General features: G+C 69.0%; 17 protein-coding genes. 8 read left to right on the forward strand and 9 right to left on the reverse strand.

Annotated features, from left to right (window positions below):
* Positions 1-121: 121 nt before the first annotated feature.
* The 3 genes from WS49_RS16380 to WS49_RS16390 all read right to left on the reverse strand — a co-directional run bounded on the left by WS49_RS16380 (position 122) and on the right by WS49_RS16390 (position 5,168).
* On the reverse strand, positions 122-2,590 hold the full coding sequence (locus WS49_RS16380; RefSeq protein WP_059530424.1) for a beta strand repeat-containing protein: 2,469 nt from the start codon (positions 2,588-2,590) through the stop codon (positions 122-124).
* A gap of 486 nt (positions 2,591-3,076) precedes the next feature.
* A complete protein-coding gene (locus WS49_RS16385) occupies positions 3,077-4,321 on the reverse strand; it encodes an NAD(P)/FAD-dependent oxidoreductase (RefSeq protein WP_059530427.1) in 1,245 nt (414 codons plus the stop codon).
* A gap of 67 nt (positions 4,322-4,388) precedes the next feature.
* Positions 4,389-5,168 (reverse strand): ABC transporter substrate-binding protein, encoded by a 780-nt coding sequence (locus tag WS49_RS16390; RefSeq protein ID WP_059530430.1) that lies wholly within the window; start codon positions 5,166-5,168, stop codon positions 4,389-4,391.
* A gap of 332 nt (positions 5,169-5,500) precedes the next feature.
* Between WS49_RS16390 and WS49_RS16395 the strand changes: the two genes are divergently transcribed.
* From WS49_RS16395 to WS49_RS16415, 5 genes are all read left to right on the forward strand, one after another.
* Positions 5,501-6,475, forward strand: a complete 975-nt coding sequence (locus WS49_RS16395) for an ornithine cyclodeaminase family protein (protein ID WP_059530433.1) — start codon at positions 5,501-5,503, stop codon at positions 6,473-6,475.
* Positions 6,472-7,266, forward strand: coding sequence for a helix-turn-helix transcriptional regulator (locus tag WS49_RS16400; protein WP_059530436.1), 795 nt, complete (start codon positions 6,472-6,474; stop codon positions 7,264-7,266). Before WS49_RS16395 ends, WS49_RS16400 begins: the two co-directional genes overlap by 4 nt.
* Positions 7,267-7,449: 183 nt before the next feature.
* The gene (locus tag WS49_RS16405; RefSeq protein ID WP_059530439.1) at positions 7,450-8,184 is read left to right on the forward strand and encodes a DsbA family oxidoreductase; all 735 of its coding nucleotides are present in this window, start codon (positions 7,450-7,452) and stop codon (positions 8,182-8,184) included.
* A 127-nt stretch (positions 8,185-8,311) separates the two neighbouring features.
* Positions 8,312-9,751, forward strand: a complete 1,440-nt coding sequence (locus WS49_RS16410; RefSeq protein ID WP_059530442.1) for a DHA2 family efflux MFS transporter permease subunit — start codon at positions 8,312-8,314, stop codon at positions 9,749-9,751.
* Positions 9,752-10,031: 280 nt separating this feature from the next.
* Positions 10,032-10,820, forward strand: a complete 789-nt coding sequence (locus WS49_RS16415; protein WP_059530551.1) for a sulfite exporter TauE/SafE family protein — start codon at positions 10,032-10,034, stop codon at positions 10,818-10,820.
* Positions 10,821-10,966: 146 nt separating this feature from the next.
* Here WS49_RS16415 and WS49_RS16420 read toward each other — a convergent pair whose 3' ends face one another.
* The 3 genes from WS49_RS16420 to WS49_RS16430 form a co-directional block, all read right to left on the reverse strand.
* Entirely contained in the window at positions 10,967-12,802 is a 1,836-nt protein-coding gene (locus tag WS49_RS16420) for a S10 family peptidase (protein ID WP_059530445.1), read from the reverse strand.
* A gap of 612 nt (positions 12,803-13,414) precedes the next feature.
* Positions 13,415-15,505: a D-(-)-3-hydroxybutyrate oligomer hydrolase gene (locus WS49_RS16425; RefSeq protein ID WP_059530448.1), complete on the reverse strand. Its 2,091-nt coding sequence runs from the start codon at positions 15,503-15,505 to the stop codon at positions 13,415-13,417.
* 238 nt (positions 15,506-15,743) lie between these two features.
* Positions 15,744-16,109: a BON domain-containing protein gene (locus tag WS49_RS16430; protein ID WP_059530451.1), complete on the reverse strand. Its 366-nt coding sequence runs from the start codon at positions 16,107-16,109 to the stop codon at positions 15,744-15,746.
* A 452-nt stretch (positions 16,110-16,561) separates the two neighbouring features.
* Between WS49_RS16430 and WS49_RS16435 the strand changes: the two genes are divergently transcribed.
* The 3 genes from WS49_RS16435 to WS49_RS16445 all read left to right on the forward strand — a co-directional run bounded on the left by WS49_RS16435 (position 16,562) and on the right by WS49_RS16445 (position 19,779).
* Positions 16,562-18,016 carry a TAXI family TRAP transporter solute-binding subunit gene (locus WS49_RS16435; RefSeq protein WP_059530454.1) on the forward strand — a complete coding sequence of 485 codons (1,455 nt, stop codon included), beginning with the start codon at positions 16,562-16,564 and terminating at the stop codon, positions 18,014-18,016.
* Positions 18,017-18,123: 107 nt separating this feature from the next.
* Positions 18,124-18,762, forward strand: coding sequence for a 2-hydroxychromene-2-carboxylate isomerase (locus WS49_RS16440; protein ID WP_059530457.1), 639 nt, complete (start codon positions 18,124-18,126; stop codon positions 18,760-18,762).
* Between the two features lie 69 nt (positions 18,763-18,831).
* Positions 18,832-19,779, forward strand: a complete 948-nt coding sequence (locus tag WS49_RS16445; protein ID WP_059530460.1) for a LysR family transcriptional regulator — start codon at positions 18,832-18,834, stop codon at positions 19,777-19,779.
* Positions 19,780-19,822: 43 nt separating this feature from the next.
* On the opposite strand, the gene WS49_RS16450 is transcribed toward WS49_RS16445, so the two are convergent.
* The 3 genes from WS49_RS16450 to xdhB all read right to left on the reverse strand — a co-directional run bounded on the left by WS49_RS16450 (position 19,823) and on the right by xdhB (position 23,374).
* On the reverse strand, positions 19,823-20,224 hold the full coding sequence (locus WS49_RS16450; RefSeq protein ID WP_059530464.1) for a hypothetical protein: 402 nt from the start codon (positions 20,222-20,224) through the stop codon (positions 19,823-19,825).
* Positions 20,225-20,331: 107 nt separating this feature from the next.
* The gene (gene xdhC / locus WS49_RS16455; protein ID WP_059530563.1) at positions 20,332-21,009 is read right to left on the reverse strand and encodes a xanthine dehydrogenase accessory protein XdhC; all 678 of its coding nucleotides are present in this window, start codon (positions 21,007-21,009) and stop codon (positions 20,332-20,334) included.
* A 1-nt stretch (position 21,010) separates the two neighbouring features.
* Entirely contained in the window at positions 21,011-23,374 is a 2,364-nt protein-coding gene (gene xdhB, locus WS49_RS16460) for a xanthine dehydrogenase molybdopterin binding subunit (protein WP_059530467.1), read from the reverse strand.
* Positions 23,375-23,392 lie beyond the last annotated feature (18 nt).

A 23,392-nucleotide genomic window follows, 5' to 3' on the forward strand; every position in this document is an offset into this window, starting at 1 on the left:
TTCCTCGCACGAAACACCTCGGGATTCCAAAGAAAAACGCGGCATGACATTACTGTCATGCCGCGTCGTACGACCCGTTGCACGCGGCAGGCGATGGACCGCCGCCGCGCGTTCCGGCCGGTTACTTCGGCAATGCGCCAGTCACCGCCTGCAGCAGCGTCGACACCGGTGCGAGCGGGTTGTTCGCGGAGCCGTTGCCGGAGTGCGGCGTGACCGACAGGCTCGGCGTGGAACCCAGGGCCGCGCCCAGCGTCGTGCCGACGGCATTGACGACCGTTGCCGTCGCGTTGCCGGTCGTCGACACCAGCGAACCGGTCGCGCCCGCCGTGCTGCCGGCCGCGCTCGCGCCGGAGCCGAGCAGGCTGCCGCCCGCCGCAGCCGTCGAACCGGCGGCGCCCGACAGCGCGCCGGCCGCCTGCCCGAGGGCTGCCGGACCGTTCGCGAGGGCGCCCGTCACCGAACCGAGCGCACCGGTCAGTGCGCCGGCCGGGTTGCTGCCGCCGGTCAGACCGCCGACGAGGTTCGTGATCGGCGCGATCGGGCTGCCGCCTGCGCCCGACAGCGTGCCGACGACCTGGTTCACGACGCCCTGCACCGGCGCCAGCGGATTCGTGCCGCCGAGGTTGCCGAGTGCGCCCGTTACCGAATTCACCGCGTTGCTCAGTGCGGCTGCCGGGTTGCCGCTGCCGAGCGTGCCGACCACCTGGTTCACGACGCCTTGCACCGGCGCCAGCGGATTCGTGCCGCCGAGGTTGCCCAGTGCGCCCGTTACCGAACTGACTGCGTTGCTCAGTGCGGCTGCCGGGTTACCGCTGCCGAGCGTGCCGACCACCTGGTTCACGACGCCTTGCACCGGGGCCAGCGGGTTCGTGCCGCCGAGATTGCCGAGCGTGCTCGTGACCGAACCGATCGCACCGGTCAGCGCGCCGGCCGCATTGCCACCCGTCGGCAGTGCGTTCTGGAGGCCGCTGACGAGGTTCGTGATCGGCGCGATCGGGCTGCCGCCGCCGGCGCCCGACAACGTGCCGACGACCTGGTTCACGACGCCCTGCACCGGCGCCAACGGGTTCGTGCCGCCGAGGTTGCCGAGTGCGCCCGTCATCGAGTTCACGGCGTCCGTCAGTGCACCGGCCGGGTTGCCGTTGCCAAGCGTGCCGGCGAGTTGCGTGACGGCGCCTTGCACCGGTGCCAACGGGCTCGACGCGCCACCGATGTTGCCGAGCGTCCCCGTGATCGTATTGACTGCATTGCTCAGCGCACCGGCAGGATTGCCGCTGCCCACCGTGCCCGTGACCTGGTCGACGACGTTCTGGATCGGTGTCAGCGGGTTCGTGCCGCCGACGTTGCCGAGTGCGCCAGTGACCGTGCCGAGTGCACCGGTCAACGCACCTGCGGGATTGCCACCGCCGAGTGCGCCCGTCACTTGATTGACGACGCCTTGAACCGGGGCCAGCGGATTCGCGCCGCCGCCAACGCTACCCAGTGCGCCCGTGACCGTGCCCAACGCGCCGGTCAAGGCACCCGCCGGATTGCCGCCGCCAAGCGCGCCCGTCACTTGATTGACCACGCCTTGAACCGGAGCCAGCGGGTTTGCACCACCGCCGACGGTACCCAGCGCACCCGTGACCGTGCCCAACGCGCCGGTCAACGCACCTGCCGGATTGCCGCCGCCGAGCGCGCCCGTCACTTGGTTGACGGCGCCTTGAACCGGCGCCAGCGGGTTTGCACCGCCGCCGACGTTACCCAGCGCACCCGTGACCGTGCCCAGCGCGCCAGTCAACGCACCCGCCGGATTGCCACCGCCAAGCGCGCCCGTCACTTGATTGACCACGCCTTGAACCGGTGCCAGCGGGTTTGCGCCGCCACCGACGTTACCGAGCGCACCCGTGACCGTGCCCAACGCGCCGGTCAACGCACCAGCCGGATTGCCGCCGCCGAGCGCCCCCGTTACTTGATTGACGACACCTTGAACCGGCGCCAGCGGATTCGCCCCACCGCCGACGTTACCCAGCGCACCCGTGACCGTGCCCAACGCGCCGGTCAACGCACCTGCCGGATTGCCGCCGCCGAGCGCCCCCGTTACTTGATTGACGACACCTTGAACCGGCGCCAGCGGATTCGCCCCACCGGCGACGTTACCCAGCGCACCCGTCACCGTACCAACCGCATTGCTCAACGTCCCCGTCGCCGTACCCAGCGCGCCAGTCAACGCACCCGCCGGATTGCCGCCGCCAAGCGCCCCCGTCACCTGGTCCACCACGCCTTGCACCGGCGCGAGCGGCGTCACCGTGCCGCCAGCGCCGCCGAGCGCGCCTTGCAGCGCGTTCACCGCGCCCGACAAGGCTTGCGCCGGACTGCCGAGCGACGTCTGGATCGCGCCCGATCCGCCCGCCGCCACGGTGACCGAACCCAGCGGCGACGTGCCGGTCGCGGCCAGCCCGATCGAGACGCTGTTCGTCGGCGGATTCACGATTACCTGCGGAAGCGGCAGCGCATCGAGCGTCCCCGCGATAGCCGAACCGGAAGCCAGCACCCCGAACACCGTCGCGACCGACAGCGCCACACCCGTCAATTTAAGCTTTTGTCCCATCTTTACCCCATCTCGGTTGGCACTACGTTGATAAAGCATGGGGACGGATTGCACGAAGTGTGCCACCCGGTTAAAGCGAATTGATTCGTCGGCCCATTGCAAGCCAATAACGGTTTTATATGGATTTCAGGGCAAATAAGCGGATCGCACAGCCATAATCATCTGATGAATCAGGTGTCTGGCGCGCGGATGTAACGTAACGTTTGCGAGGCCCGAAGTAACGTGTTCCGGTACATTCCGTGCCACATCGGAACGTCCGGCACGAAAGCGCCGCCGGATTGCCCGGCCGAATCGCCTGTTTCGCATTTCATTTTCATGAAAATGCATTAATAAATCGCTTGTTTACCGATTTTCTTATTTAGCGATTTCTTTCCGATCAATTACGCAGACAATTTCCATTCGCGCGACCGCGGATAATGCGGTGCGGATTACCAAATGAAAAAATGTGACGGCCGCAACCGCGGCGGCCGTCATATCGAAACGCGCTCAGCCGAAGCGCGCGGGTCGGTATGGATGGGGATCGATGTAGGTCGGCTCGCCCGTCATCATCTCGGCGAGCAGACGCCCGGTCGCGGGCCCGAGCGTGAGCCCGTGGTGGCAATGGCCGAACGCGAACCACAGATGACGATGACGCGGCGCAGGCCCGATCACCGGACGCATGTCGGGCGTGCACGGCCGCATCCCGAGCCACGGCACCGGATCGAGCCGCTCGCCGATGCCGAACGCGTCGCGCGCCAGCGGCTCGGCGCGCGCGAGCTGCACGCCGGTCGGCGGCGCGCCGCGCAACGCGATCTCGACACCGGTCGTGAGCCGCAGGCGGCCGCCTTCCATCGGCGCGACGACGAAACCCGCCTCGGTATCGCACACGGGCACATTCAGCGGCGCGCGGGTCGGCCGGTAATGCATGTGATAGCCGCGCTTCGCGCGCAGCGGAATCCGGTAGCCGAGCGGCGCGAACACGTGATCGGACCACGGCCCGAGCGCGACCACGGCCGAGCGGGCCGCGATCGGCCCATGCTCGGTTTTGACCCGCCAGCCGTCGCTCACCTGCGCGAGCGTCGTCGCGTCGCCGTGCACGAACGTGCCGCCGTCGCGCTCGAACAGCCGCGCGTACGCCTTCGTGAGGCCCCCGGGGCTCGACACGGTCTTCGGGTCCTGCCAGTGGAATGCGCCGCAGAATGCGTCGCCGATGCCGGGCTCGCGTTCGCGCAACGCGCGCGCGTCGAGGACGCGCATCCGCAACCCGTGCGCGTCGGCCACCCGCTGCTGCGCGCGCGTTTCCGCGTCGAACAGCGTCGGCGAACGGAACGCCTCGATCCATCCGCCGTCATGCACGAGCGGCTGCGCGTCGGTGCGCGCGAGCAGCGCGTCGTGCTCGACGACGCTCGCCGCGACGAGCGGCAGCATGTCGCGCGCGGCGGCCGCGAGCCGCTGCGGCGACGATTCGCGCCAGAAGCGCGCGAGCCAGCCCGCATACGCGGGCAATGCCTTGTAATCCCAGTAGAGATCGACCGAGCGGTTGCGCGCGTAGCGCAGCAGCGTGCCGAGACGGCGCGGGAACGCGTACGGCACGACCGACGAGCGCTCGATCAGCCCGGCATTGCCGTGGCTCGTCTCCTCGCCGGGCGCGCGCCGGTCGACGAGCGCGACGCGCAGCCCGCGATCCTGCAGATGCAGCGCCGACGACACGCCGACGATGCCGGCCCCCAGAACGATGACGTCGAAATCCATGCTTCCCCGTACTGCGTCGAGATTCGGTGCGACGCGCGCCGGCACCGCGGCCGGCGCGCGGCCAGGCTTACTTCGCGACGATGTCGCGCTTGAAGTACTTCTGCGACAGCGCGCTCAGCGTGCCGTCCTTCTTCAGCGCGTCCAGCGCGCCGACGATCTTCGCCTGCAGCGCCTTGTCGCCCTTGCGCATCCCGAAGCCGGTGCCTTCGCCGAGCGTCGCGGGATCCTTCAGCGCGTCGCCGACGATTTGATAGTCGCGGCCGGCCGGCTTGTCGAGGAAACCGTCCTGCGCGGTCTGCGCTTCCTGCACGGCCGCGTCGAGACGCCCGGCGACGAGATCGGCATAAATCTGATCCTGATCCTGGTACGACACGACGGCCACGCCCGCATTCGCCCAGTGCGCCTTCAGGAAATCCTCCTGCGACGAGCCCTGCAGCACGCCGACGTGCTTGCCGCGCAGGCTCGCGGCATCGGGCCGCAGCGGCGAGCCGCGGTGCGCGACCATCACGATCGGCACCACGTAGATCGCCGGCGTGAAGTCGATGCTCTGCTTGCGCTTCGCGGTGATGTTCATCGCCGAATTGATCGCGTCGAACTTGCGCGCCTGCAGCGCCGGGATCAGCCCGTCGAACGCATTCTCGACCCACACGCACTTCATGTTCAGCTTCGCGCACACCGCGTTGCCGATGTCGACGTCGAAACCCTGCAGCTGGCCGGCCGGCGTCTTGCTCTCGAACGGCGGATACGCGGCTTCGATCCCGAAGCGCAGCGTGGTCTGTTCCGCGTGGGCCGTGACGGCCGCGCACGCAAGCGCCGCGACGGCGCAGAGGGAAAGCTTCCAGTTCATGACGGATGTCCTTCGATTCCGGATTGAGGCGATGAAGACCGGTCATCGTGCGGCGGCACGCCGGTCTGCACGCGAAAATATAGACTCTTAGTCTACTATAGACTATAGGGGATACGATAATCCGGCGCTCATGCAGTCCCTTGAGACGCCGTCGACCATGCTCAGCATCATTGATTTATCGACGTTTTTCCCGAGGAAATCGAATCCCCTCGTTCCTCAAAAGAAAAATCCACCAAACTTACTTTGTCTATATTAGACTTTTAGTCCACTATGAACACCGCCGGACGCGCTATGTCGAGACTGTCCTGTCCGGCCCCGACCGGAGAAGTCCCATGACGCAACCCGCCCCGACCCTGCCGCTGACCGTCGACGAAGCCGCGGTGCGCGCGGCGCTGCCGTCGCTCGACGTGCTCGGCACGCTGCGCCGCATGTTCGCATCGCTCGCGTCGGCCCGCGCGGTGCAGCCGCCGCAGACGCTCACGCTGTTCCCCGAGCAGGCCGGCGATTTCATCACGTATCTCGGCGCGCTCGCCGACGAGCAGGTGTTCGGCGCGAAGCTGTCGCCGTACGTCGTGACCGGCGGCAAACCCGACGGGAGACCGATCGTCACCGCATGGACCGCGCTGATGTCGATGCGCACCGGCCAGCCGCTGATGTGGTGCGACGCGGGGCTGCTGACGGTCGAGCGCACGGCCGGCACGACGGCGCTCGCGGTCGACTGCCTTGCGCCGCGCGACGCGCGCCGGCTCGCCGTGATCGGCACGGGCGCGGTCGGCCTCGCGCATCTGCGCCACACCGCGGCATTGCGCGACTGGGCATCGATCAGCGTTCATTCGCCCGCGCTCGCCGGCGACCCGGCGCTGCAGGCGACGCTCGCGCGGATCGATCCGCGGGCCCGTGCGGCCGCCAGCGTCGAGGCGTGCGTGCGCGACGCGGACGTCGTGATGCTGTGCACGTCGTCGGGCACGCCGGTGCTCGCCGACGGCATGCTCACGCGCCCCGCGCTCGTCACGTCGATCAGCACCAACGTCGCGCGCGCGCACGAGATCCCGCCCGCGTGGCTGCCCGACATGGACGTGTATTGCGACTACCGGCACACGACGCCCGCGAGCGCGGGCGAGATGCAGATCGCGGCGGCCGGGCACGGCTGGACGCCCGAGCGGATCGTCGGCGACCTGCCCGCGCTCGTCGCCGGCACCTGCGCGGCGCCGTCGCGCACGCGTCATGCATTCTTCCGCTCGATCGGCCTCGGGCTCGAGGACATCGCGATCGCCCATGCGCTGTACACGCATCTGACGCGCGCATGAGCGGCGCGCGCACGCGGGGCCGATACAATGGCGCAACCGCCGCGGCGGCAGCGCGCGGGCGCACGGAGCAGCCGGTCGACGGCACGCCGGCGCGCCGCGCCGACGCACCGCCCGGCCCCCGCTCACCCGAGATGGCGATTCCGATGCGCAAGAAGCAATCCCCCGTCAAAGACCTGCTGCTCACCCGCTATGCACCGATCGCCGACGGCATCGCGGCGCTGTTCTTCCCGTATGCGGAAGTCGTGATCCACGACCTGCACGACCAGACCGTGCTGTATCTCGCGAACAACCTGTCGAAGCGCGAGGTCGGCGACGACTCCGCACTCGAGGAAATCGATCATTCGGCCCGCGAGCGCGTGATCGGTCCGTACGAAAAGCTGAACTGGGACGGCCGGCGGATGCGTTGCGTGAGCAACGTGCTGTTCGACGACGAAGGCCGCCCGGCCGGGATGATGTGCATCAACTTCAACATCGCGGTGTTCGACGACGTCCGCGCGACGCTCGACGTGTTCATCAAGGGCGCGGGCATCGTCGCGCAACCGGACGAGCTGTTCCGCGACGACTGGCAGGAACGCATCAACACGTTCCTGCACGGCTGGCTGCGCGAGCGGCAGGTCGGCTTGAACGGGCTCACGCGCGAGCACCGGCGCGAGCTCGTCGAGGCGCTGTACGCGGAAGGCGCGTTCCGCGGCAAGAGCGCCGCGAACTACGTCGCCAACGTGCTCGGGATGGGGCGTGCGACCGTCTACAAGCACCTGAAGCATCTGAAGGAAACGCAGGGCGACGTGTAAGCGGCGCGGGCGGCGGGCGGCGCCCCGACTGGGATCGACAATCGCTACCGGTACACCCGGTCCGTGACTATGCTTCGTGAAGCATCCGGGCCGCGCCGTTCGGCCCGGGCGAGACCCAGACGAAGCATCGAAGCATAAAGTGATATAGTCCCGGTTACATTTATTCGCCGCCCCGGACCGCTCATGACGACCACCCCTGCCCCGACTGCCCGCCCGATCCTGACCGTCGAAATCTGGTCCGACCTGATCTGCCCATGGTGCTGGATCGGCAAGCGCCGCTTCGACGAGGCGCTCGCCGCGTTCGCGCACGCCGAGCACGTCGACGTCGCGCTGCGCGCGTACCGGCTGATGCCGGGCCAGCCGGTCGAACCGGTCGAGGCGATGCTCGCGGGCAAGTACCGGATGTCGCCCGCGCAGGTCGACCAGATGCTGCGCCAGGTGACCGATGCGGCCGCGAGCGTCGGGCTGAGCTACGACCTGCCCGGCACGTTCGTCGGCGACACGCTCGACGGTCACCGGCTCGTGAAGCTCGCGGAGGCGACCGGCCGTGCGCATGCGCTGACCGAGCGACTGTACCGCGCGTATTTCTGCGAGCACGGCTCGCTGTTCGACCACGCGTCGCTGATCGACTTCGCGGTCGAAGCGGGGCTCGAGCGCTCGGCCGTCGAAGCCGTGCTGCGCAGCGACGCGTACCGTGACGAAGTCGAGGCCGACATCGCGCGCGCGGCGCAGATCGGCGGACGCGGCGTGCCGCTGTTCGTGTTCGGCGGCCGCTACGCGGTATCGGGCGCCCAGCCGGCCGACGTGTTCGCGCAGGCGCTCGAGCAGGCGTGGCGCGACGGCGCCATCGTCGAATTCGCCGGCGACGACGCCGCCGCGTGCGGCCCCGACGGCTGCGAACTGCCGCCGCGCGGATAACCTCCGGCGCCGCGCGACGCGCGCCGCCGCTACGCGTCGCTCCTGCCATAAACCGGCAGGAAGCGCGCGCGAATGACGTCTACAATGCAGCCTTTCAAATAACTATCAGAGAGAAGGCGGCCAGCCCATGACCCACGGGATCCACGGCGAGAAGCGCTGGTACGCGCTGATCGTCCTCTGCCTCGGCGTGCTGATGATCGTGCTCGACAGCACGATCGTGAACGTTGCGCTACCGTCGATCAGCACCGACCTCCATTTCACCGAGACGGCCCTCGTGTGGGTCGTCAACGCGTACCTGTTGACGTTCGGCGGCTGCCTGCTGCTCGGCGGCCGCCTCGGCGACCTGTACGGCCAGCGGCGCATGTTCCTCGCCGGCCTCGTCGTGTTCACGCTCGCATCGCTCGCCTGCGGCCTCGCGCAATCGCAGGCGATGCTGATCGCCGCGCGCGCGGTGCAGGGTTTCGGCGGCGCGATCGTGTCGGCGGTGTCGCTGTCGCTGATCATGAATCTCTTCACCGAACCGGGCGAACGGGCGCGCGCGATGGGCGTCTACGGCTTCGTCTGCGCGGGCGGCGGCAGCATCGGCGTGCTGCTCGGCGGGCTCTTGACGAGCACGCTGTCGTGGCACTGGATCTTCCTCGTCAACCTGCCGATCGGCATCGCGGTCTATGCGATGTGCGTCGCGCTGCTGCCGCGCATGCGCGCGCCGGCCGCCGCCGCGCGGCTCGACGTCGCGGGTGCGATCACCGTGACCGCGTCGCTGATGCTCGCCGTCTACGGGATCGTCGGCGGCAACGAGGCCGGCTGGCTGTCGACGCAGACCGTCGCGCTGATCGGCGCGGCCGTCGTGCTGCTCGCGCTGTTCATCGCGATCGAGGCGCGCGTCGCGCATCCGCTGATGCCGCTCACGCTGTTCGCCGCGCGCAACGTCGCGCTCGCGAACGTGATCGGCGTGTTGTGGGCGGCGGCCATGTTCGCGTGGTTCTTCCTGTCCGCGCTCTACATGCAGCGCGTGCTCGGCTACGGGCCGCTGCAGGTCGGGCTCGCGTTCCTGCCGGCGAACCTGATCATGGCCGCGTTCTCACTCGGGCTGTCGGCGCGGATCGTGATGCGCTTCGGCATCCGCGGCCCGATCGCGGCCGGCCTGCTGATCGCGGCGTGCGGCCTTGCGCTGTTCTCCCGCGCGCCGGCGGACGGCAGCTTCCTCTGGCACGTGCTGCCGGGCATGACGCTGCTCGGCATCGGCGCCGGCGTCGCGTTCAATCCGGTGCTGCTCGCCGCGATGAGCGACGTCGATCCGGCCGATTCGGGGCTTGCGTCGGGCATCGTCAACACCGCGTTCATGATGGGCGGCGCACTCGGCCTCGCCGTGCTCGCGAGCCTCGCGGCCGCGCGCACCGATGCGCTCGCGGCGGCGCACGCCACGCCGCTCGATGCGCTGAACGGCGGCTACCACGCCGCGTTCGCGGTCGGCGCGGCTTTTGCGGCCGCGGCCGGGCTGCTCGGCCTCGCGCTGCGCATCCGCCGCCAGGATGCCGTTGCCGGCGTCGGTCCCGCGATGCATTGACGGCCGTCCGTGCCTGAACCGGGGGCGCGCGTCGCCCCCGTCATGCCCGATGGCAAACCATCGGCGAAACACCCGCCGACGCCGGCGCACGGCCGCGTCAGGCCCGGCCCCCATTCAAACGACCGTTTCACCGGCCACCTACGGCCCGTCCAGCGGGCCTTCCGGGCCGATTTTTAACGTAGTCGTACACCGACGCGCCACTTTTGCGACAATGGCGGACTTTGATGCGCGCGCCGCGGCCGCGCGCCGCCGCCGAACGCCGCATAACCGCCTGCTTCCGATGTCGCTTCCCCATATCGATCTGCTGTACTCCCTGTCCGGCCTGTTCGTCGGCATTCTCGTCGGCCTGACGGGCGTCGGCGGCGGTTCGCTGATGACGCCGATCCTCGTGCTGCTGTTCGGCATCCACCCCGCGACGGCGGTCGGCACCGACCTGCTGTACGCGGCCGCGACCAAGGCCACCGGCACGCTCGTCCACGGGCTGAAGGGGTCGATCGACTGGCGCATCACCGGCCGGCTCGCGGCCGGCAGCGTCCCGGCCGCGGCCGTCACGCTGTGGGTGCTGCACACGCACGGGATGAATTCGCCCGGCACCGCGCGGCTGATCCAGCTGGTGCTCGGCGTCGCGCTGCTGCTCACGTCGCTCGCGCTGATCTTCCGTCCGCAATTGACCGCGCTCGCCGCGCGCAACCCGCTCGCGCCGAGCCCCATGCGCACGCTGGGGTCGACCGTGCTGACGGGCGCCGTGCTCGGCGCGCTCGTGTCGATGACCTCGGTCGGCGCCGGCGCGATCGGCGTCACCGTGCTGTTGCTTCTGTACCCGATGCTCGCGACCACGCGCATCGTCGGCTCCGACATCGCGCACGCGGTGCCGCTCACGCTCGTCGCGGGTATGGGCCACTGGCTGCTCGGCTCGGTCGACTGGTCGATGCTGCTGTCGCTGTTGCTCGGCTCGCTGCCCGGCATCGTGCTCGGCAGCCTGCTGTCGGCGCGCGCGCCCGAACGGCTGCTGCGCAACCTGCTCGCCGCGACGCTCGTCGCGGTCGGCGTGCGGCTCGTGCTCGCGTAGGTCGCGCCGCCTCGGCCGCCGGCACCGCCATCCTCCGAAAAAAACAGCCCGACCGGCCTGCGCCGATCGGGCTGTCGTCCATCCGGGGCCCCGCGAACCCGCACCGCCCGGCGCAAGGCCGGACCATGCGGGCCGCAACGCGATGCTTACTGCCCCTGCTGCTTCAACTGTTGCTGCTTGAGCTGCTGCGTGCGCGCCTGCAGCTTCAGCACGCGCTGCAGCGCGGTACGGTTCGCGAGGATCCCGTCGTAGAAGTTGGCGAGGTCGCCCTTAAGCGCGGTCCGCGACGCGTCGTTCAGGTAGATCATGTGGCCCGACGGGTAGTTCTTGATCGTCAGGTTCTGCGCCTTGAGCGTCGGATCGAGCGCCATCTGCGCGAGCGTCAGCTCGGTCTGGTGGAACGGCGTGACCGCATCGAAATACCCGTTCGCCGACAGCACCTTCAGGTCCGGGTTCACGCTCATCGTCGCCGCCAGGTCGCCGGCCGTGTACAGCGTATTGCCGCCGCCCTTGTTCGCGCCGGTCGGGTCGGTGTGGCTGAAGTCCCAGTTGTTGAAGACCTGGTCGTTCAGGTCCACGAACGACGACGTCGACGTGTACTTGAGGTCGGTGTTGATGTAGCTGTTCCACAGCACCGTGTACGCGCCGCCGACGTTCGTGATCGACGGATCGTTGCTGCCCGAGTTCGGCAGGATGTACGGCGCGATGCCCTTGCCCGTGAAGTTCGCGCGACCGTCGTACTGGCCGATCTGCGTGCCCGGCACGAGCGTCAGGAAGAACGTGTACGGCGGGTTGTCGTCCGACGACGGCACGTTGCCGAGCGCGGCCGGGTTGCCGAACGTCTGGATCAGCGACGTCGGATCCGTGCCGATGTACGAGCCCATCTGCTGCGCGGTCTGCAGGTTCAGGTTCAACCGCACATTCACGAAGCCGCCGTCCTGCGGATTCGGCTTCTGCGCGAGCGGCGCGAGCGTGTTGTCCGCGTAGTTGCGGGCCTGCACCATATACGCGTCGAGATCGGTCGGCGTCGGGTTGAGCGTCGTCTTCTTCCAGTAGAACGCGTCGGCCGCGAGCGTCGGGAAGGTGCCCGGCGCGGACAGCGCGTTCGCATAGTCGAGAATCGACGACTGCAGCGTGATCCCGTTCAGGTCGATGCCGTCCTCGTGCAGCACCCACGACACGACCGCGCTACGCGCCGTGCCGTACGACTCGCCATACAGGAACTTCGGCGAGTTCCAGCGCGAATACTTCGTCAGGTAGCGCTGGATGAAGCGATCGATCGAATGCGCATCCTGGTCGGTGCCCCAGAAGTCCTTGTTCTTCGCCGGGGCGATCGCCGCCGAGTAGCCGGTGCCGACCGGATTGATGAACACGAGGTCGGTGCGGTCGAGCAGGCTGTCCGGGTTGTCGAGCAGCTTGTACGGGGCCGGCGGCGTGAAGTTCGGGAACGACGACTGCAGGCGCTTCGGCCCGTACGAGCCGAGCAGCAGGTAGACCGACGACGAGCCGGGGCCGCCGTTGTAGAAGAACGTGACCGGGCGCGGCTTCGACGGGTCCGGGTTGTCCTGCGTGTACGCGACGTAGAACATCTTCGCGTTCGGCGCCGACGTGATCGGATCGATGGTGGTCAGGTGGCCCGTGGTGGCCGTGTACTGGACGGTCTTGCCGCCGATCGTGACCTGGCGGTGCACGACCGCAGCCCCTTCGGTCGAATCCGTGACCGCGTCGTTCGGCCCGGTGCCGTACACGTCGTTGTCGACGTACGGCTGGTCGGCCGGAACGGCGGCCGTGGCATTGGTGGTGGCCGCCGTGCTGCCGTTCGACGTCGTCGCGGCCGCCGCGGTGGCGGCGGTCGGGCCGGACCCGTCGTCGCCGCCGCACCCGGTGACGAGCAGCGCCGCCGCCGCGGCTGCGGCGAGCGGCAGGCGCAGTGTCGTTCCAAATAGCGCGAAACCGTCTTTCAAGGACTTCAGTGTCGTCATTATTGCCTCTCGAACAGAACGATAAATACCGCCGATCGCAAAGGATCATTTGCGCCGGCGCTCCGCACCGGGAGCGCATTCGTTTTGCGATGCACTCCGAGTTTTTTACCGGATCGGCGAATACCGATCGGCACGATTTACCCCACCCATATTCTTCGACCGCGCAATGGAATCAATTCCATTGCAAACGACGATTCAATAATGCACGGCAATGCGAATTCAGTCCCACTATCTGCACGCGCGAGAAACAGCAAGCAAAAGCATTCCCCGCAAAGCCCGCCAGACAAGGCGCCTTCGCTTCCAACACACGAACAATCCCCCTCGGCGAAATGCCGATCAATCGCCAAACGGCGACCAATCGCAGCTCGAGCCGATTTAATAAAATCGAAAGGATCGATTAACTATATGGAAAGGAATATTGTCTTTACGGGAATTTATTAAATTAAGTGAAAATATCGGCGCATAATAGATTCCGGGTTTTCCGCCGTAAAGTAATAATTTGTTACAGCGCGTGCCATTCCGGTAAAGGCCAATGCGGGACGGATTCCAGGCGCTGAAAAGAAAAAAGCCGGACGACTGTCCGGCTTCCGTATCGCGGCGCGGCGGGCGCCGTCAGAGCGGCACGTCGATCGCGCCAGCGCCGGTCGTGATCGTGTTCGCGCCGGGGGACGCCGAGATCGGCGGCAGGTTCGCGCTCGTCAACGCCGGCGCGGCGCCCGGCGTGCCGCCGCGCGGCACCGTGCGGATCACCTGCGACGGCGGCAGCGCGGCACCGCTCTTCAGGTGCCGCCACATCAGGTTCAGCGCCTGAAGGTTGTAGTAGTGGACCGGCACGAAGCGCGTGTCGAAGCCCGCGACGGGCAGGAACGCATCGAAGTGCTGGCCGTTCGTCACCTCGTAGAACACGAGCTGGCTGCGGCCGCCTTCGCTGATGCCGTTCTGCGCAACGTATGCGCGCGACGCGTGATTCACGGGCACGAGCGCGTCGCTGCGGCCCTGCACGATGATCGCGGGCTTGCCCTGCAGGTTCGCGTTCACGCGCACCGCGTCCACGTTCGCCGGCATGTCGAGCATTCCGTTGGTCCACAGCTGCCGCAGGCACAGCGCGCCCGCGAAACTCGCATCGGGCGTCGCGAGCCGGTGGTCGACACCCGCGCCGGTGTTGAACACGAGACTGATGCCGGCGGTCGGCGGGACGCCGTTGCCGAGACCGAACACGGCCGGCATCGGCGACGTGGCGGGCGGCGCGACCGTGCCCGTCGCCGCGCTGGTGGTCGCGAAGCTGAAATTGCACAGATTGTCGGTCACGCGCGAACGCGTATACGCGTTCGCATAGGTGACCGCGATCGCCGGGATCGCCTGCGAATCCCACATCGGCGCCTGCAGCAGGTCGGAATCGGCGAGATAGCCGGCCGCGTGGAGCTGCGCGAGCGCGTCGGCGGCCTGGCTTTGCGTATCGGCGCCCGACACGAGCCCCGCCGCGGCGAGCGTCGCGCAGCGCTGCGTGCGGATCGACTGCGTGGTGGCGGCCGGCAGCGCGCTCAGGTACGGCGCGCCCGCGAGCGACGCCGATGCGGCCGCGCACGGCTCCAGCAGGTTCGCGAGCGTCGCGTAGTCGGCCAGCGGCCGGCCGAACGACGGCACCGGCTGGCCGCCCTCGCGCACGACCGCGTTCGGCGCCATCCGCACGTTGACCTGCGGCTCGCCGACCACGACCGCGGTGATCCAGCGACGCGTGTCCTGCTCGGCCGCCGCGAGCGCCGCGCCACCGCCGTTGCTGACGGACGCGGCGATCGTCGTGATGTCGCCCGGGCGGTACCGCACGCCGTGATGCGAGCCGTCGAGCAGCGGCCCGAACTGCTCGTTGAGCGCCCAGTACGCGAATTCGACCGACTGCAGCGTCACATGCCCCCAGTCCTGCTCGGGGTTCTGCTGCGAATGCGCGTGCTTGAACGCGTAGCGGTTCGGGAAGCGGCTGTTGAACGCGGCCAGGTCGCCGCTCGTCACGTTGGCGGTAAAGAGACTGGCGTTGCCGGCGAGCACGGCGTCGGCGAGTGTGCCGTCGATCAGCGTGATCGTGTCGGTGCCGAGTTCGTGCGCGCCGTTGCCGCCGCCCTTGTCGTTGTATGCGACCGCGCAGCCGCGTTTGAGGCCCCACTCGCCGGCCGCCGAAATCGCGCCGTACACGCCGCGCGAACCGGACGACGTCGCGGTGACGATGCACGGCTGAGCGGGATCGAAGCTCGCGGGCACCTGCACGAGCAGCGTCACGTTCTTGCGGCCGCTGCCGTCGTCGGAATACGCGAGATATTCGGTGCCGGGGATCTTGCCTTCGCCGAGCGTGTCGTTGCCGTCGAGGTCGACGTTCGGCCCCCAGAAACGGCCGTAGCCGCCATTGGCGCTCATGTCGACGAGCGCGCGGTAGTTCGACCAGATCGCGACCCGGCGCAGCTCGGCGCTCGTCGGCCGGGACGGATTCGCGAACGCGGGCGCGGTGGCCGTGGCGAGCCCGGTCTTGCCGAGGCCGGCCGTCAGCAGATCGTCGCTCGAGCCGTCGTAAGCGGTCGTGCGCACGCTGCCGGACACGAAACCGGGCAGCCGGTTGCGTTCGCCCGATTCGTCGCCGTTGCAGGCGCCGAGCATCGCGACCGCGACCAGCGCCGCGCCCAAGAGAATCCGACTGCCCCACCCGTGCGTCGTCATTGCCGACCTCTCGATATCGTTATCGGTCCGCCGCTGCGTCGTGCGCGGCTCACGGCCTCAGAAGAAACGCCGGGCCGTCCAGCACTTTCCGTCCCGAAGGAAGACCCTTGGGGATATCCGTTCGGGGGCCTGGCGCAAAGCGGCAGGCCCGAGGCATTCTAAAGCGCAAACGGGCCCCGGTACATCGGGGCCCGCCGCAAGCGGGCACGCGGCGCTGGCGCGCCGCCGCCCGGCATCATCATTGCTGCTGGACCGTCAGCTTGTTCGTGACCGACGTCACGCCCTTCACGCTCTTCGCTGCCTCTTCCGCCTTGTCGATCTGTGCCTGGTCGGGCACCGTGCCCTCCAGCAAGATCGCGCCGCCCTTCGAGCGCACGACGAGGTTCGCCACGTCGATGCCGCCAGCCTTCGTAATTGCCTTGCGCACCGCGTAGCCGAGCTGGCGGTTCGCCTTCTTCGCGGTCTTGGCCGCGGCCTTCGGCGAGCTCGCTGCCGCAGCCGGCGCCTCGGTTGCCGCCGCGTCGCTCGACTGCGCATATACGCTGCCCGACAGACAGGCCGCCACGGCCGCAACACCCAACGCTCTCAACACGATCGACTTCATGCTATCTCCTTATGACTTCGGAACGGCCGTGCACAGTACGGCCGGATACCCCCAAAGGCGGCCGGCCCGCGCGCGAACGGGCGGGATGGCCGATGATTTCCACGGCGATGCGAGAGAGGCGACACGGGCCGGCGACCGGCGCACGCGAATGCGGGCCGGCCGGGCCGGACAGCCGCCGGCCGGACGCGCCCGGTCTATTGCGTGCCGGGTCGCGCGCGAATCGGTCGCGGCTGCGACGCACAATGTAATCCAGCGCCCGCCGAAGCGCAAAGCTTTTGACGCGCGAGCGCCCGGCGGCGGCCGGCTCGCGCGCCCGCGTCCCGCGCCGCGCCACGGCGCCGAACTCGCGCATGCCGGGCGAAACCGGGTACCATCGCCGCCAGAACCTGCATCGCGTACATCGTCCGTGACGCCCGTCATCGACGCGTCACGCCCGTGTCATCCGCCACGTCATGAAGCCAGCCCGCCCTCGCCCGCCCCGCCGCATCCTCGCCCGCTTCGTCGCGGTGTCGTGGCGCGACCTCGCGCTTTCGATCGGCCCCACCGTGCTGCTCGCGGTCGCGGCGGTCTGGCTCGCGGTCAAGCTGATCCAGCCGGCGCCGCCGTCCACGCTGGTGATTTCGTCCGGGCCGCCGGGCAGCACCTACTGGAACGCCGCGCAGAAATACAAGACGATCCTCGCGAAGAACGGCGTCACGCTCGACGTCCAGTCATCCGAAGGATCCGCGCAGAACCTCGCGCGGCTGTCGAACCCGGACGCGCCGGTCGACGTCGGCTTCGTGCAGAGCGGCATCGGCCCGAAGGAGCGCGACGAGCACCTGGTATCGCTCGGCAGCATCGGCTACGTGCCGCTCGCGATCATGTACCGCGGCCCGGTGGTCGCGCGCCTGTCCGACTTCAAGGGCAAGCGGCTCGCGCTCGGCGCGGAAGGCAGCGGCGCGCGCGAATTGAGTCTGGCGCTGCTGAAGATGAACGGCATCGTGCCGGGCGGCTCGACCGAGCTGCTGCCGACGGCCGGCGAGGACGCCGCGACCGCGCTGCTCGACGGCATGATCGACGCCGCCTTCCTGTCCGGCGACTCGACGCAGATCCCGGTGATGGCGAAGCTGTTCCGCGCGCCCGGCGTGCACGTGTACTCGTTCACGCAGGCCGAGGCGTACGCGCGGCGCTTTCCGTACCTGACCGCGATCACGCTGCCGATGGGCGTCTACGATCTCGGCCGCAACCTGCCGCCCGCCGACATCCATACGGTCGCGCCGACGATCGAGCTGGTCGCGCGCGATTCGCTGCACCCCGCGTTGTCCGACCTGCTGATCGAGGCCGCGCGCGAAGTGCACGGCCACGCGACGATCCTGCAGCACGCGGGCGAATTCCCGTCGGCCGTCACGCGCGGCTTCCCGCTGTCCGACGACGCCGCGCGCTATTACAAGTCGGGCAAGACCTTCCTGTACCGGCGGCTGCCGTTCTGGGTCGCGAGTCTCGTCGACCGGCTGCTGGTCGTCGTGGTGCCGCTGATCGTCGTGCTGATCCCCGGGCTGCGGCTGGTGCCGTCGCTGTATGGCTGGCGCGTGCGTTCACGCATCTACCGCTGGTACGGCGCGCTGATCGCGCTCGAGCGCCGCGCGCTCGGCGAGCATACGGCCGAGGAGCGCGTCCGTCTGCTCGACGAACTCGACGACATCGAGGAAGCCGTGAACCGGATGAAGATGCCGCTCGCGTATGCGGGGCAGTTCTACGTGCTGCGCGAGCACATCGGCTTCGTGCGCGAGCGGCTCACCGCGCAGGACCACGACACCGCGTCGGGCACGTCGGGCACACCCGGCGCCGGCGGCCTCGCGGCGGCGCGCGGCGGCGCGGCGGCGCCGCCTGCCGGCGAGCCCCCTCGGGCGACTCCCGGTTCCGCATGAGCGGCCGATCCGCGATCATTGCTGCATCCGCGCGGCTGCGTCCGCGCGCCGCCACGTAACATGAAGGCCGCCGCGAGGCGCACACGCCCCACTCTCTGGAGATCGCCATGACAACCGGCCTCGACACCACCCAGCCTGCCTGGTTCTTCGACTTCGTGTCGCCGTTCTCCTACCTGCTGCTCGAACAGCACGACAAGTGGCCGGACATGCCGTTCGACCCCGTCGCCGTGTCACTGCCCGACCTGCAGCGCCACTGGGGACAGCGCCCGAGCGCCGACGTGCCGGCCAAGCGCATGTTCACGTACCGCCATGCGCTGTTTCGCGCCGAACAGCTCGGCATCCGCTTCAAGATGCCGCCCGCGCATCCGTTCGACTCCGACAAGGTGCTGCGCCTCGCGATCGCGCTGCGCGCCGACATCGCGACCGTGCTGGAAATGTTCCGCTTCATCTGGCACGACGGCAACGATCCGTCGACGCCGAACGGGTTCGCCGCGCTGTGCGAGCGCGTCGGCGTCGGGCACGGCGACGAGCTGATCGAATTCGAGGAAACGAGCGCGCAGTTGCGCCGCAACACCGACGACGCGATCGCGCTCGGCGTGTTCGGCGTACCGACGTTCTGGATGAACCAGCAGCTGTTCTGGGGCGAGGACGCGCTGCCGATGGTGCTGTACTGCGCGCGCACGCCGAACTGGCTCGAGTCGCGCGAGGTCAAGCGGATCAGCACGCTGCCGAAGGGGCGCGTGTGATGGCCGGTATCACGCACCGCGACGCGTGGCTGCGGTAAGGTTACGCTTCTGCCGAATCACCGCGCACCGATGGAAGACGACGACCGTACCGCCTCGCTCGATATCTGGCTCGTGCGCGTATTGCGCACGCTGCTGCTCGAGCGCAGCGTCACGCAGGCCGCGCTGCGGCTGAACCAGACCCAGCCCGCGATCAGCACCGCGCTGCGCAAGCTGCGCGAGACGCTGAACGACCCGATTCTCGTGCGCGGCAAGTCCGGGATGGTGCCGACCGAGTATGGCGCGTCGCTGCTCGGGGCGGCGTCGCGCGCGCTGCGCGAGGTCGACTTCATCGCGACGCCGCACGGCGACTTCGACCCGTCGTCGGCGCGGCGCACGTTCCGCGTCGCCGCGCCCGACTACCTGAACGATTTCTTCATGCCGACGCTGATCGAGCGCTTTCGCGACGCGGCGCCGCATGCACATCTGGAAATCGACTCGCTGAACCCCGCGCTCGATCACGCGGAGGCGCTCGAATCGGGCGCGCTCGATCTCGTGATCGGCAACTGGCCGAAGCCCGACCCGCAGTTCGCGCGCCAGGACCTGTTCTCCGACACGATCGTGTGCCTGATGCGCGACGCGCATCCGCTCGCGCGCGAGCCGCTCACGCGCGAAGCCTACGCGGCGGCCGCGCACGTCGCGCCGACGCCGTACACCGGCGACAAGCGCAACGCGATCGAGATCGGCCTCGCGCGCGCCCGCCTCACGCGGCGGATCGTGACGACGCTGCCGTATTTCGGGATCGTGCCGCAGGTGCTGCTGCAGTCGGACCTGATCTTCACGACGACGCGCCGCTTCGCGACGCACTATGCGCAGCTGCTGCCGCTCGTCGTCGTCACGCCGCCCGTGCCGTTTCCGCGCATCAAGAGCTACCTGCTCACGCACCCGCACCCCGATCGCCCGACCGACATCGCGTGGCTGTGCGCGCTGATGCAGAGCGTGTCCGACGAGCTGACCGCCGCACGCGGCCGCAAGCGCTGACGCCGCGCGGCATTGCCTGCGCGCGACGACGCAGCGCCGGCGCTCAGGCCGTGCAGAAGGTTTCCTGCAGATGGGTCCAGCGCACGATGCCTGCCGCGTCGCGCGCGAACACGGCGGTCGCGCGACGCGCGGGCAGTTCGCCCGATGCCGCCTGCTGCGCTTCGACATAGGTGAGCACCGCGTGCGATGCGTCGGCCATCAGCACGCGGATGTCCGACAGCGCGATGCGCAGCCCCGGCTTCGCGCCGCCGAGCGTCGCGAACAGCGCGCGCGTGCCGTCGCGATCGAGCGCGCGACCGTCGGTCATGGTCATCGTGAAATCGGTGGAAAAAGCTGCGATCAGCGCATCGAGCGCCGCGGGTGAAGTATCGGTGCCGGACAGCCAGCGCTCGATGTCGACGATGCTTGCATCGAGTGCGTCGAGATAGACCTGGGGATCGGACATGGTGCCTGCACGAAATGACGCGCGGCCCGATGCCGCGCGATCCGTGCAGTGTAGGCAAAAACGCGCGGACGTGCGTCGGGCGTGCCGACCTGCGTCGTTATCCGTCGTTACCGCGCGCAGCTCACGTCGTCGTGCACGCGCCCCGCCGCGGCCGCCTTCGTGTCGGCCACCGCCATGCCCGAGCGGGCCTGCAGCAGTTCCGCGCAGACGGCCACCGCGATCGCGCCGGGCGCCTTGTCGACGATGCCCGCGATGCCGATCGGGCACACCATCTCCGCGAGCCGCGCCGGATCGACGCCGCGCGCCGCGAGCCGGCGTTCGAACTTCACGCGCTTGGTGCGCGAACCGATCATCCCGAAGTACGCGAAGTCGCGCCGCCGCATGATCTGCGCGGCGAGCGAGAAATCGAGCGCGTGGTTGTGCGTCATCACGAGGAAGTACGCGCCGGGCGGCGCCGCGTCGACGACGGCCTCCGGCGTGTCGGTCGGCTCCGGCTGCACGTTCGGCGGACATTCGTCCGGGAACAGTTCGTCGCGCGTGTCGACCCACTGCACGACGCACGGCAGTGCGCCGAGCAGCGTGACGAGCGCATGACCGACGTGCCCCGCGCCGAACAGCACGATGTGCATCGGTGGCGGCGCGGCATTCGCGCGGGGGCGCCGGCCGGTGCCCGGCGCGAACGTCCGTATCGGCGACGCCGCGTTGCCGCACGCGCCGTCGCAACCGGCGGCGGGCGCATGCGACGCAGCATGCGGCGGGCGCAGTGAGCCGGCGGGCCGTTTCATGTCAGCCTGCCCGCGCGGCGCTCGCCGCGCGCACCGCATTCACCGCACGCAGGATCGACTCGCCGGTGGCCGGCGCGTCGAGCGGCGGATTCACCCGGTAGTCGCCGACCGCGGCAATCGCGTCGCGCACCGCGAAGAACACCGAGAACGGCAGCAACAACGGCGGTTCGCCGACGGCCTTCGACCGGTGGATGCTGTCCTCGACGTTGCGGTTCTGGAACAGCCGCACGTTGAACTCGGGCGGCGTGTCGTTGACGGTCGGAATCTTGTACGTGGACGGCGCGTGCGTCATCAGCTTGCCGCCCGCGTTCCACCACAGCTCCTCGGTCGTGAGCCAGCCCATCCCCTGGATGAACGCGCCTTCGACCTGGCCGATGTCGAGCGCCGGGTTCAGCGAAGCGCCCACGTCGTGCAGCGCGTCGACGCGCAGCGTGCGCATCTCGCCCGTCAGCGTGTCGATCACGACTTCCGACACGGCCGCGCCGTACGAGTAGTAGTAGAACGGCCGCCCCTGCAGCTTCGACTGATCCCAGTACAGCTTCGGCGTCGCGTAGAACCCGTCGGACCACAGCTGCACGCGCGCGAGATACGCCTTCGCGACCACCTCGCCGAACGGCACGCTCGCGCCGCCGATCCAGACGAAGTCGTTGCCGAATTTCACGTCGGCCGCGTCGACCTTGCCGTCGCCGAACTGCTTCGCCGCGAACGCCGCGAGGCGCTCGCGCAGCTGGCGCGCCGCATCCTGCGCGGCCTTGCCGTTCAGGTCGGAGCCCGTCGACGCGGCCGTCGCGGACGTGTTCGCGACCTTGCTCGTGTCGGTCGCCGTCACGCGGATCCGGCCGAAGCGGATGCCGAGCTCGTGCGCGACCACCTGCGCGACCTTCGTGTTGAGCCCCTGCCCCATCTCCGTGCCGCCGTGGTTCACGAGCACCGAGCCGTCGGTATAGATGTGCACCAGCGCGCCGGCCTGATTGAAGTGCGTGACGTTGAACGCGATGCCGAACTTCACCGGCGTGAGCGCGATGCCCTTCTTCAGCACCGCGTTGCGTGCGTTGAATTCGCGCACGCCCGCGCGCCGTGCGCGGTAATCGCTCGTCGTCTCGAGTTCGCCGAGCAGTTCGTGCAGCACGTTGTCCTCGACCGTCTGCCCGTAAGGCGTCACGTTGCGTTCGGTCTTGCCGTACAGGTTCGCGTAGCGCACGTCGAGCGGATCGCGGCCGAGCGAGCGCGCGATGTCGTCGAGGATGTACTCGATCGCGAACGCGCCCTGCGGGCCGCCGAAACCGCGGAACGCGGTGTTCGACTGCGTGTTGGTCTTGCCGCAGTAGCCGGCGATGGCGACGTCGCCGAGCCAGTACGCGTTGTCGAAATGGCATACCGCGCGCGTCATCACCGGGCCCGACAGGTCCGCCGAGAAGCCGCAGCGCGACGTCATGTCGAGGGCGACGCCGTCGAGGCGGCCGTCGTCGTCGTAGCCGACGTCGAAGCGGTAGTGGAAGTCGTGCCGCTTGCCGGTGATCATCATGTCGTCGTCGCGGTCGGGGCGCAGCTTCACCGGGCACAGCAGCTTCCACGCGGCGAGCGCCGCGCAGCACGCGAACAGGCCCGACTGCGATTCCTTGCCGCCGAACCCGCCGCCCATCCGGCGGCATTCGACCAGCACGTTGTGCGACGCGACGCCGAGCACGTGCGCGACGAGGTGCTGCATCTCGCTTGGGTGCTGCGTCGAGCAGTACACGTGCATCCCGTCGTCGTCCTTCGGCACCGCGTAGGCAATCTGCCCTTCCAGGTAGAACTGCTCCTGGCCGCCGAGCAGCATCTCGCCCGACTCGCGATGCGGCGCGGCGGCCAGACGCGCGGCCGCGTCGCCGCGCGCGAGCTTCAGCGGCGGGATCACGTAGGTTTCGGCCTTGCGCGCATCCTGCGCGGTCAGGATCGCGGGCAGCTCCTCGTAGTCGACCTGCGCGCGGCGCGCGGCGAGCCGCGCGATTTCGTGCGATGTGGCGACAACGATGAACATCGGCTGGCCGACGAATTGCACGATGCCCTTCGCGAGCACCGGGTCGTCGTGGATGATCGGGCCGCAGTCGTTCACGCCGGGGATGTCGTCGGCCGTGAACACGGCGACGACGCCAGGCGTCGCGCGCACCGCGTCGAAGTTCATCGACAGGATCTTCGCGTGCGGCTTCGCGGACAACCCGAGCGCCGCGTGCAGCGTGCCCGCGACGAGCGGGATGTCGTCGGTGTAGGTCGCGCGCCCGCTCACGTGCAGGTGCGCGGATTCGTGCGCGCGCGAGACGTGCACCTGCGCGGCGTCGGCCTGCGGGTCGAGGGTGTTCAGGAACGGTTCTGCTTGCTGGTTCATGTTCGGTGTTCTCCCTCG

It is taken from the genome of Burkholderia sp. RF7-non_BP4, assembly GCF_001521935.1.
GTDB classification, from domain to species: Bacteria; Pseudomonadota; Gammaproteobacteria; order Burkholderiales; family Burkholderiaceae; genus Burkholderia; species Burkholderia diffusa.

What these genes read in the sequence shown, in the direction of transcription:
- WS49_RS16405 (WP_059530439.1), top strand. Translation starts at nt 7,450, where the DNA reads ATGACGACCACCCCTGCCCCGACTGCCCGCCCGATCCTGACCGTCGAA.
- WS49_RS16410 (WP_059530442.1), top strand. Translation starts at nt 8,312, where the DNA reads ATGACCCACGGGATCCACGGCGAGAAGCGCTGGTACGCGCTGATCGTC.
- WS49_RS16390 (WP_059530430.1), bottom strand. Translation starts at nt 5,168, where the DNA reads ATGAACTGGAAGCTTTCCCTCTGCGCCGTCGCGGCGCTTGCGTGCGCG.
- WS49_RS16385 (WP_059530427.1), bottom strand. Translation starts at nt 4,321, where the DNA reads ATGGATTTCGACGTCATCGTTCTGGGGGCCGGCATCGTCGGCGTGTCG.
- WS49_RS16450 (WP_059530464.1), bottom strand. Translation starts at nt 20,224, where the DNA reads ATGTCCGATCCCCAGGTCTATCTCGACGCACTCGATGCAAGCATCGTC.
- WS49_RS16435 (WP_059530454.1), top strand. Translation starts at nt 16,562, where the DNA reads ATGAAGCCAGCCCGCCCTCGCCCGCCCCGCCGCATCCTCGCCCGCTTC.
- xdhB (WP_059530467.1), bottom strand. Translation starts at nt 23,374, where the DNA reads ATGAACCAGCAAGCAGAACCGTTCCTGAACACCCTCGACCCGCAGGCC.
- WS49_RS16400 (WP_059530436.1), top strand. Translation starts at nt 6,472, where the DNA reads ATGAGCGGCGCGCGCACGCGGGGCCGATACAATGGCGCAACCGCCGCG.
- WS49_RS16380 (WP_059530424.1), bottom strand. Translation starts at nt 2,590, where the DNA reads ATGGGACAAAAGCTTAAATTGACGGGTGTGGCGCTGTCGGTCGCGACG.
- WS49_RS16420 (WP_059530445.1), bottom strand. Translation starts at nt 12,802, where the DNA reads ATGACGACACTGAAGTCCTTGAAAGACGGTTTCGCGCTATTTGGAACG.
- WS49_RS16430 (WP_059530451.1), bottom strand. Translation starts at nt 16,109, where the DNA reads ATGAAGTCGATCGTGTTGAGAGCGTTGGGTGTTGCGGCCGTGGCGGCC.
- WS49_RS16440 (WP_059530457.1), top strand. Translation starts at nt 18,124, where the DNA reads ATGACAACCGGCCTCGACACCACCCAGCCTGCCTGGTTCTTCGACTTC.
- WS49_RS16395 (WP_059530433.1), top strand. Translation starts at nt 5,501, where the DNA reads ATGACGCAACCCGCCCCGACCCTGCCGCTGACCGTCGACGAAGCCGCG.
- WS49_RS16425 (WP_059530448.1), bottom strand. Translation starts at nt 15,505, where the DNA reads ATGACGACGCACGGGTGGGGCAGTCGGATTCTCTTGGGCGCGGCGCTG.
- xdhC (WP_059530563.1), bottom strand. Translation starts at nt 21,009, where the DNA reads ATGAAACGGCCCGCCGGCTCACTGCGCCCGCCGCATGCTGCGTCGCAT.
- WS49_RS16415 (WP_059530551.1), top strand. Translation starts at nt 10,032, where the DNA reads ATGTCGCTTCCCCATATCGATCTGCTGTACTCCCTGTCCGGCCTGTTC.
- WS49_RS16445 (WP_059530460.1), top strand. Translation starts at nt 18,832, where the DNA reads ATGGAAGACGACGACCGTACCGCCTCGCTCGATATCTGGCTCGTGCGC.